The following is a 7677-nucleotide window of genomic DNA, read 5'->3' as shown; positions in this document are numbered from 1 at the left end:
GAGGCCACCTGCGATGAGGGGTAGGTGAAATCGCCTGGCGTCGGATAGCCGGGGTCTGTGAAGGAGGCTCCGGCATTCGACTGCGCTGCACGTCAGTCGGCCGTTGCTGTGTTCGCCGACAGCACCGGTCACGAGCCGACGGCCGCGGAGTTGGACGCGGTCGAACGGGGGCCCTCCGATTCGGGCGGAACCGGCAGTAGCCTGCCGGTTCCGCCACCTCCTGTTTGACGGCGCCGGCGGAGGCATCGAAAGAACCGAGGTTCCCGAGGCGGCCGACCCACCGGTTTCGACAGCGAGCGCTACAGGAAACGCAACACAGTCGAACGCGCCATCAACCCCGTTAGGCCGGGCGGGATCCGTCGGAAGGGTCCTGGGGCAGGGGGGCAGGCCCTGCGCGCCGGCGGCGTACGTCGGGCGGATCGCCGGGGCCTGCCGCTGGGGCTTCCGGTGGGACTCACCGCTTCCGGAGAGCGCTCACCCGGCTCGGGTGGGGCGGCCTTGGCCCGCCGGTCCGCCGGAGCCGCCCCATTGTCGTTCCGGGCCGTGTGAGTACCGGCTCCGTGTCTGGAATCCTCAGCCGCCACCGGCATCCCGCCCCACGACCTCGCGCGCCAGCGCGACCAGGTTCGGCAGTGCCGGATGCCCCGGGACGTCCCGCCGGGCGAGGATTACGGGGACGGGCGGGGCGTCGAGCAGCGGCCGGTAGGTGACTCCGGAGTGCGGGTGCATGTCGGTGGTGGAGGCGGCCGAGATGCCGACGCCGCGGCCCGCCGCGATGGCGGTCAGCCAGTCGTCGGTGTTGGCGACGGTGAGCGTCGCGGTGGGGCGGGCGGACGGGGGCCACAGGTCCACGGTGGTGGTGCCCGAGACGGTGTTCAGGACGACGGTCTCGCCCGCCAGGTCGGTGAGGCGGAGTGCCGTGCGGTCCGCGAGCGGGCCGTCCGCCGCGACCGCCGCCACCCGGTCCTCCTCGAACAGCACTTCGGTGACGAGGCCGGGCGCCTCGATGGGCCCCCGCAGCAGCGCGGCGTCGACCTCGCCGCGGGTCAGGCCGGCGGTGCGGTCGTCGATCCGCAGCAGTTCGAGCGGGGTCTGCGGATACAGCTCCTGCCAGCGGCGCAGCAGCGGTGTGGTGTACGGGCCGAACGCCGACCAGGCGTGCCCGAGCCGCAGCGGCCAGTGGCGCAGCCCGCCGGGGTCGAGTGCCGTATCGAAGGCGGCGACCGCGGCGGCGGCCTTGTCCCGGAAGGCGACGCCTTCGGGGGTGAGGGCGAGATGGTGGGTGGACCGGTCGACCAGGCGGATGCCGAGGTGCCGCTCCAGAGCGGCGAGGGTGCGCGAGACCGCGGGCTGGGTGAGGCGGAGACGGGCGGCGGCGCGCGTGACATTGCCCTCGTCGGCCACGGCGAGAAAGGCGCGCAGATGCCGCACTTCGATGCCGCGACCAGCGCTTTGTCCGGAACGCCCGATGCTCATGCGCGGGGAGCATAACCGGAGCTCGATCGACATTTCACGTGCCACGCGGAGGTACCTACCGTAAGAGGACGTACCGCACGAGCGAAGTACAGTATGTTCAATCGAGTAGTGCATTGGATTGCACTATCGGATTCGGGAGGAACACCGCAGGTGAACGACCAGCGCAGTGCAGCAGGGGTGGCGGCCGCCGCCGAGCAGGCCGTGGCCGTCGCCGTACCCGAGGTGGCTCCCGCCCTGGGCGACGCGGCGGGCCCCGCACGCCCCAAGGGCCGGGGCGCGGCGCTCGCCCCGGTCGCGCTGGTGGTCGCGGGCGGCCTCTCCGTCCAGTTCGGCTCCGCCGTCGCGGTCCTGCTGATGCCCCGGGCCGGTGCGCTCGGCGTCGTCACCCTGCGCCTGGCCGTGGCCGCGCTCGTGATGCTGGTGGTCTGCCGCCCGAAGCTGCGCGGCCACTCGCGCGCCGACTGGGGCACCGTGCTCGCGTTCGGGCTGGCCATGGGCGGCATGAACACGCTCTTCTACCAGGCGGCCGACCGCATCCCGCTGGGCGCCGCCGTCACCCTGGAGGTGCTGGGCCCGCTCGCCCTCTCGGTCTTCGCCTCCCGCCGCCTGATCAACGTGGTCTGGGCCGGGCTCGCGCTGGGCGGCGTCGTGCTGCTGGGCGGGGGAGGCTTCGACCGCCTCGATCCGGTCGGCGCCGCCTACGCGCTCGGCGCGGGCGCCATGTGGGCGGCGTACATCGTCTTCAGCGCCCGCACCGGCCGCCGCTTCCCCCAGGCGGACGGCCTGGCCCTGGCCCTGGTCGTGGCCGCGCTGCTCTCGCTGCCCCTCGGCATCATGGAGTCGGGCTCGAAGCTGCTGGTCCCGTCCACGCTGGGGCTGGGCGCGGCGGTGGCGTTGCTGAGCTCGGTGCTTCCGTACACCCTCGAACTCATGGCGCTGCGCCGACTGCCCGCGCCCACCTTCGCGATCCTGATGAGCCTGGAACCGGCGATCGCGGCCACGGCCGGCTTCCTGATCCTGGACCAGGCGCTGACGACCACCGACGCGCTGGCGATCGCCCTCGTCATCGGGGCGAGCATGGGCGCGGTACGGAGCCAGACGCGGCGCCTGAGGCCCCGGGAGCGTTGACGCAGCGGGAGCGTTGACGTACTGGGAGCGTTGACGCAGCGGGCCCTTGTCGGCCCGCCCCGCAACGCGGGATCATGGCGGTCCATCACGTGAGAGCCCGCCGGGGGAAACCCATGATCATCGCCGCCGTCTATTTCGTCGTCGCCGTGGGCGCGGCCGTGATCTCCGGAAAGAACCTGGACCGTCACCTCCAGGGCCCCCGGCTCCGGGCCGCCTGGGCCGAGGGGCTCACCGCCGAGGCCCGGTGCGTCTCCCTGCGCACCGAGGAGGTCCAGAGCCCCGAGGGCGGCCCCCTCACGCACACCCACCCCACCCTGGAGTTCCGTACGGCCGACGGGCACACCGTCAGCTTCGAGGAACGCCAGTCGCGCCTCGCCCCGGCCCTGGGCGACTCCGTGACCGTCTACTACGGCGCCGCGAACCCGAAGGAAGCGACCACCCGCGCCCCGTCCTTCGGAATGCGCCACGCCAGGACCGTGATCACCGTGGCGGGCAGCTTCTTCGCCCTGGTCTCGGCGTTCGTCATCGCCCTCGTCCCCTGAGCACGGCCCGGCACCGCCCGGCCGCCGGGGCACCGCGCATCCGGGGCTGACGCAGTACCGAAGAAACGGCGTGACCGGCAGGGGCGGGCGACTGTACGCCCCCGCCGGTCACGTTCTTGCCCCAGGAGGAAGAGCGGAATGCCTGACGTCGCAAGCGAGCACCCCACCAGCGGGTCGGCCGGGGCCCACCTCCCCTGGCACCGGGCCGCCACCCTGAGCGAAAGACTCGGCGGGACTCTGGATCGGGCTGGACCTGGTCGACGAGAAGTACTGGCAGTACGCGCCCGCCCCGATCGGCCTCTACACCGGGACCGCCGGCATCGCGCACGCCCTGGACGCCGTCGCGGCCGTGACCGGCGACGAGCGGACCGGCGAGCTGGCCCAGGCCGCCTTCGACCAGGTGGCGAAGCGGTCGGTGCTCATCGCCGAGACGCTGGCGAGCCTGGCGAAGAAGCCGGGAGCCGCGGAGTTCGGCATCGGCGCGTTCGGCCCGTTCGGCGGTGCCGTCTACGCCCTGGCCCACGCCGCCGTACGCCACGACCGGCCCGAGTACGCCGAAGCCGCCGCCGCGCTGCTGCCCGCCATCGACGAACTCGTCGACGAGGACCCGCTCCTGGACATCGTCTCCGGCTCGGCCTGACGGTACCGACCTCCGGCACCGCGACCGTCGGCGGACGGCCGTACCGGGACCTGGCACAGCCGCTCAGAACCGTCGGCGCGATGCTCGACGAGTCCGGCACACACCGCAGGCGGACCGGCCGTGACCACCTGCGGGTGCAGCGCGCGGCGACGGGTCTGCCGGCCCGCCGGGCCGACGAGGTGCTCGACCACGTCGGACTGGCCCGGGCGGGCGGGCGGCGTTACGGCGAGTACTCGCTCGGCATGCGGCAACGCCTCGGACGCGGTGAAGAGGTCCTGATAGGCGTCCAGCCGGGCGTTGTTGAGCCCCGCTATGTGGGCATTGAACCACCGAGTGGGCGGGAGGTCCTGTCCGAAGGGACCGTTCCAGAGGCCCACGGCCTGTTCCAGGGCGTCGACCGCCGATTTGTGGGAGCCGCTTAACAGCCAGTTCCGGCCACGCTGGACCGCGGCGGTGAACCGGGGCAGGTCGAATTCGTCGGGCGCGATCTCCAGTCCGTACCCGCACTGGGCGCCGCGGTAGGTCCGCATCCGGTCGCCGAGCCCGGGCTCGACCTCGTCGAGGTCCCGGCGCAGCCCCGTCACATGGCTGCGGAGGTTCGCCGTGGCCGAAACCGGTGGGTCGTCCCAGAGGATCTCGCTGAACTCCGCGATGCCGATGGGCCGCCCGTACCGGAGGAGGCAAGCGGTGAGGACCGCGCGCCGGACGGGTGAGGTGACCGACATGGTCCTGCCGTGGACCGAGAGCTGCCCGAGGACGCCGAAGCGCGGGTCAGGGCGTTTGTCGTGGGCGTCGGGCGGTGTCGCCCGGGTGGTGTGGCCGGCCGGGGCCGGTTCGTTTCCGACGGCGTGGGGAGCGGATCCGTCGGGAGAATCGGTCTGTGGGGACTGGATCAACAGGAGTCCTCTCACAGATACGCAGTGAGAGGCGTGCCGGTGGTGAGCCGCGGAACCTCTGTTGTCCGATTCTCGCCGCCGAACCGGGCCGGGAGGAGGACCCTTCGTGCGATGTCTGGCGAGATCCGGCTCAAGTGCGTCATATCGTCTCCTGCGTGGTCAGGGCAGGGGGAACGCACATAGGCGTCAGTCTTTTGTTCCCCCGTTGGAACTGCGTTCGCGCTTTCAGAGGGAATGAGATCCGGCTAGTAGCTGCGCGTAATTGACTTGATTCCTGCGGTTGGAAATCTTCCGATCGGTGCTACTCGAAGGTAGGATCCTGCGCTTCCGTTCATGGAGGCCCGGCCGATCGGTTCCCGCCAAATCGAGGCAGTTTTGCGGGCGGAAAATCATGCAAGCATGCTTGATTGTTTATTGGTCCGCTGCCATGCTCCTGGGCACACCGCCACGCCCCGAGGGAGTGCACCGTGTCCGATGCTTCGGCCGTGACCGCAACCGTGCTCGACGACCTGCGTCAGGAGAGCGAGGAACTCGACCGGTTGGTCGCCGGGCTGGACGCGGCCCACTGGGCGAGGCCGACCCCGGCCGAGGGGTGGACCGTCGCCCATCAGATCGCGCACCTGAACTGGACCGACGAGGTCGCCCTGATCGCCGTCACCGAACCGGACGCCTTCGCCGCCGAGGTCGAGAAGGCGCTCGCGCACCCCGAGACGTTCGTCGACGAGGCCGCCGGGGAGCTCGTCGCGCTGCTGTCGGCCGAGGAGCTGCTCGTCCGGTGGCGCGAGGGCCGGGCCCGGCTGCACGAGGCCCTGGGTGCGGCCCCGCCGGGTGTGAAGTTCCCCTGGTACGGGCCGCCGATGAGCGTCGCGTCCATGGCGACCGCCCGGATCATGGAGAGCTGGGCGCACGGCCAGGACATCGCCGACGCCCTCGGGGTCACCAGGACCCCCACCGCCCGGCTGCGGCACGTCGCCCGGATCGGGGTGCGGGCCCGCGACTACGCCTATCTGGTACGGGGGATCAAGGCGCCCTCGGAGGAATTCCGGGTCGAACTGCACACCCCGGACGGAGAGTTGATCGCCTTCGGGGCGCCGGACGCACCGCAGCGCGTCACCGGGCCGCTCGTCGACTTCTGCCTCCTCGTCACCCAGCGCGCACACCGCGACGACCTCGCCGTCCGGGCCGTCGGCCCCGACGCCGACCGGTGGCTCGACATCGCCCAGGCGTTCGCCGGACCCGCCGGACCGGGCCGCGCACCCCGGGGAGACGGCAAGTGACCGCACCGCTGCGGATAGGCAACGCCTCCGGGTTCTACGGCGACCGCTTCGACGCCGTGCGCGAGATGCTCACCGACGGCCCGCTAGACGTCCTCACCGGGGACTACCTGGCCGAGCTGACCATGCTCATCCTCGGCCGGAGCAGACTCAAGGACCCGACGCGCGGCTACGCCACCACCTTCCTGCGCCAGCTCGAAGAGGGGCTCGGGCTCGCCCACGAGCGCGGGGTCAGGATCGTCGCCAACGCGGGCGGCCTCAACCCGGCCGGACTGGCCGACGCCGTACGGGAGTTGGCGGCGAAAGTCGGTGTCCCGGTGCGGGTCGCCCATGTGGAGGGCGACAGCCTCCCCGTGCCCGAGGGGTTCCTCACCGCCAACGCCTACCTCGGCGGCGCCGGGATCGCCGCCTGCCTCACCGCCGGCGCGGACATCGTCGTCACCGGACGGGTCACCGACGCGGCCCTCGTCACCGGACCCGCCGCCGCACACTTCGGCTGGGGGCCCGGCGACCTGGACGCACTCGCCGGGGCCGTCGTCGCCGGACACGTACTGGAGTGCGGAACCCAGGCCACCGGCGGCAACTACTCCTTCTTCCGGGGCCACGACCTGCGCCGGCCCGGCTTCCCCGTCGCGGAGATCCACGCCGACGGCTCCTCCGTCATCACCAAGCACGACGGCACCGGCGGCGTCGTCGACCTCGGCACCGTCACCGCGCAACTGCTGTACGAGACCGGTGGCGCCCGGTACGCCGGACCGGACGTCACCGCCCGGCTCGACACCGTACGGCTGGAGCAGGACGGACCCGACCGGGTCAGGATCTCCGGGGTGCGCGGCGAGGCCCCGCCACCCACGCTCAAGGCCGGGCTGAACCGGCTCGGCGGCTGGCGCAACGAGGTCGTCTTCGTGCTCACCGGCCTCGACATCGAGGACAAGGCCCAGCTGGTGCGGGAGCAGTTCACGGACGCGCTCGCCCGCTCCGGCGCCGAACCCGACGAGGTGCGCTGGGAGCTGTCCCGGACCGACCGGGCCGACGCCGCCACCGAGGAGAGCGCGAGCGCCCTGCTCCGGCTCGTGGTCCGCGACCGGGACCAGGAGGCCGTGGGACGCGCGGTCTCCGGCGCCGCGATCGAGCTCGCCCTCGGCAGCTACCCCGGCTTCCACGTCACCGCCCCACCCGGCAAGGGCGCCCCGTACGGGGTGTTCGAGGCCCGGTACGTACCGGCCGACGAGGTCCTGCACATCGCCGTGCTCCCCGACGGGCAGCGGCTGAGCCTGGCCCCGCCCACGACGACGCGGCCGCTCCAGGACGTCGCCGAACCGCCGCTGCCCGCCCCCCTGCCGGACCCCGGGCCCACCCGGTCCGCCCCGCTCGGCCGGATCGCGGGCGCCCGCAGCGGCGACAAGGGCGGCGACGCCAACGTGGGCGTGTGGGCCGTCGACGACGACGCCTGGCGGTGGCTGGCCCACGAACTGACCGTCGAACGGTTCCGGGAACTGCTGCCGGAGACCGCCGCCCTCACCGTCGTACGCCACCTCCTGCCGAACCTGCGCGCCCTGAACTTCACCGTCCACGGGCTGCTCGGCGAGGGCGTCGCCGCCCAGCACCGGTTCGACCCGCAGGCCAAGGCGGTGGGGGAGTGGCTGCGCTCCCGGCACCTGCCCATCCCCGTATCGCTGCTGGAGACCGTCCACGCACCGGAGGCGCACGCATGACCGTCC

At 72.6% G+C, this 7677-nt stretch carries 6 protein-coding genes and 2 pseudogenes; 6 read left to right on the top strand and 2 right to left on the bottom strand.

Going from position 1 to position 7677, the window contains the following annotated elements:
- Positions 1–573: 573 nt before the first annotated feature.
- Positions 574–1476: a LysR family transcriptional regulator gene (locus EES42_RS06815; RefSeq protein WP_241196256.1), complete on the bottom strand. Its 903-nt coding sequence runs from the start codon at positions 1474–1476 to the stop codon at positions 574–576.
- A 150-nt stretch (positions 1477–1626) separates the two neighbouring features.
- Between EES42_RS06815 and EES42_RS06810 the strand changes: the two genes are divergently transcribed.
- The 4 genes and pseudogenes from EES42_RS06810 to EES42_RS06795 all read left to right on the top strand — a co-directional run.
- Positions 1627–2604, top strand: a complete 978-nt coding sequence (locus tag EES42_RS06810; protein ID WP_124717123.1) for an EamA family transporter — start codon at positions 1627–1629, stop codon at positions 2602–2604.
- Positions 2605–2717: 113 nt separating this feature from the next.
- Entirely contained in the window at positions 2718–3146 is a 429-nt protein-coding gene (locus tag EES42_RS06805; protein WP_124717122.1) for a DUF3592 domain-containing protein, read from the top strand.
- 241 nt (positions 3147–3387) lie between these two features.
- Positions 3388–3786: a lanthionine synthetase LanC family protein gene (locus EES42_RS06800; RefSeq protein ID WP_323138577.1), complete on the top strand. Its 399-nt coding sequence runs from the start codon at positions 3388–3390 to the stop codon at positions 3784–3786.
- A pseudogene (locus tag EES42_RS06795) lies at positions 3768–4046 on the top strand (ABC transporter ATP-binding protein); the annotation flags it as partial. The gene EES42_RS06800 and the pseudogene EES42_RS06795, both read left to right, overlap by 19 nt.
- A 24-nt stretch (positions 4047–4070) precedes the next feature.
- On the opposite strand, the pseudogene EES42_RS46000 reads toward EES42_RS06795, so the two are convergent.
- Positions 4071–4316, bottom strand: a pseudogene (locus tag EES42_RS46000) (BTAD domain-containing putative transcriptional regulator); the annotation flags it as partial.
- 833 nt (positions 4317–5149) lie between these two features.
- Between EES42_RS46000 and EES42_RS06785 the strand changes: the two are divergent.
- Positions 5150–5959, top strand: a complete 810-nt coding sequence (locus EES42_RS06785; protein WP_124717121.1) for a TIGR03084 family metal-binding protein — start codon at positions 5150–5152, stop codon at positions 5957–5959.
- Positions 5956–7671 (top strand): acyclic terpene utilization AtuA family protein, encoded by a 1716-nt coding sequence (locus tag EES42_RS06780; RefSeq protein ID WP_124717120.1) that lies wholly within the window; start codon positions 5956–5958, stop codon positions 7669–7671. Before EES42_RS06785 ends, EES42_RS06780 begins: the two co-directional genes overlap by 4 nt.
- Positions 7672–7677 lie beyond the last annotated feature (6 nt).

The organism is Streptomyces sp. ADI95-17 (assembly GCF_003846175.1).
GTDB lineage: Bacteria > Actinomycetota > Actinomycetes > Streptomycetales > Streptomycetaceae > Streptomyces > Streptomyces sanglieri.
This window is presented reverse-complemented; position numbering and strand designations above follow the sequence as displayed.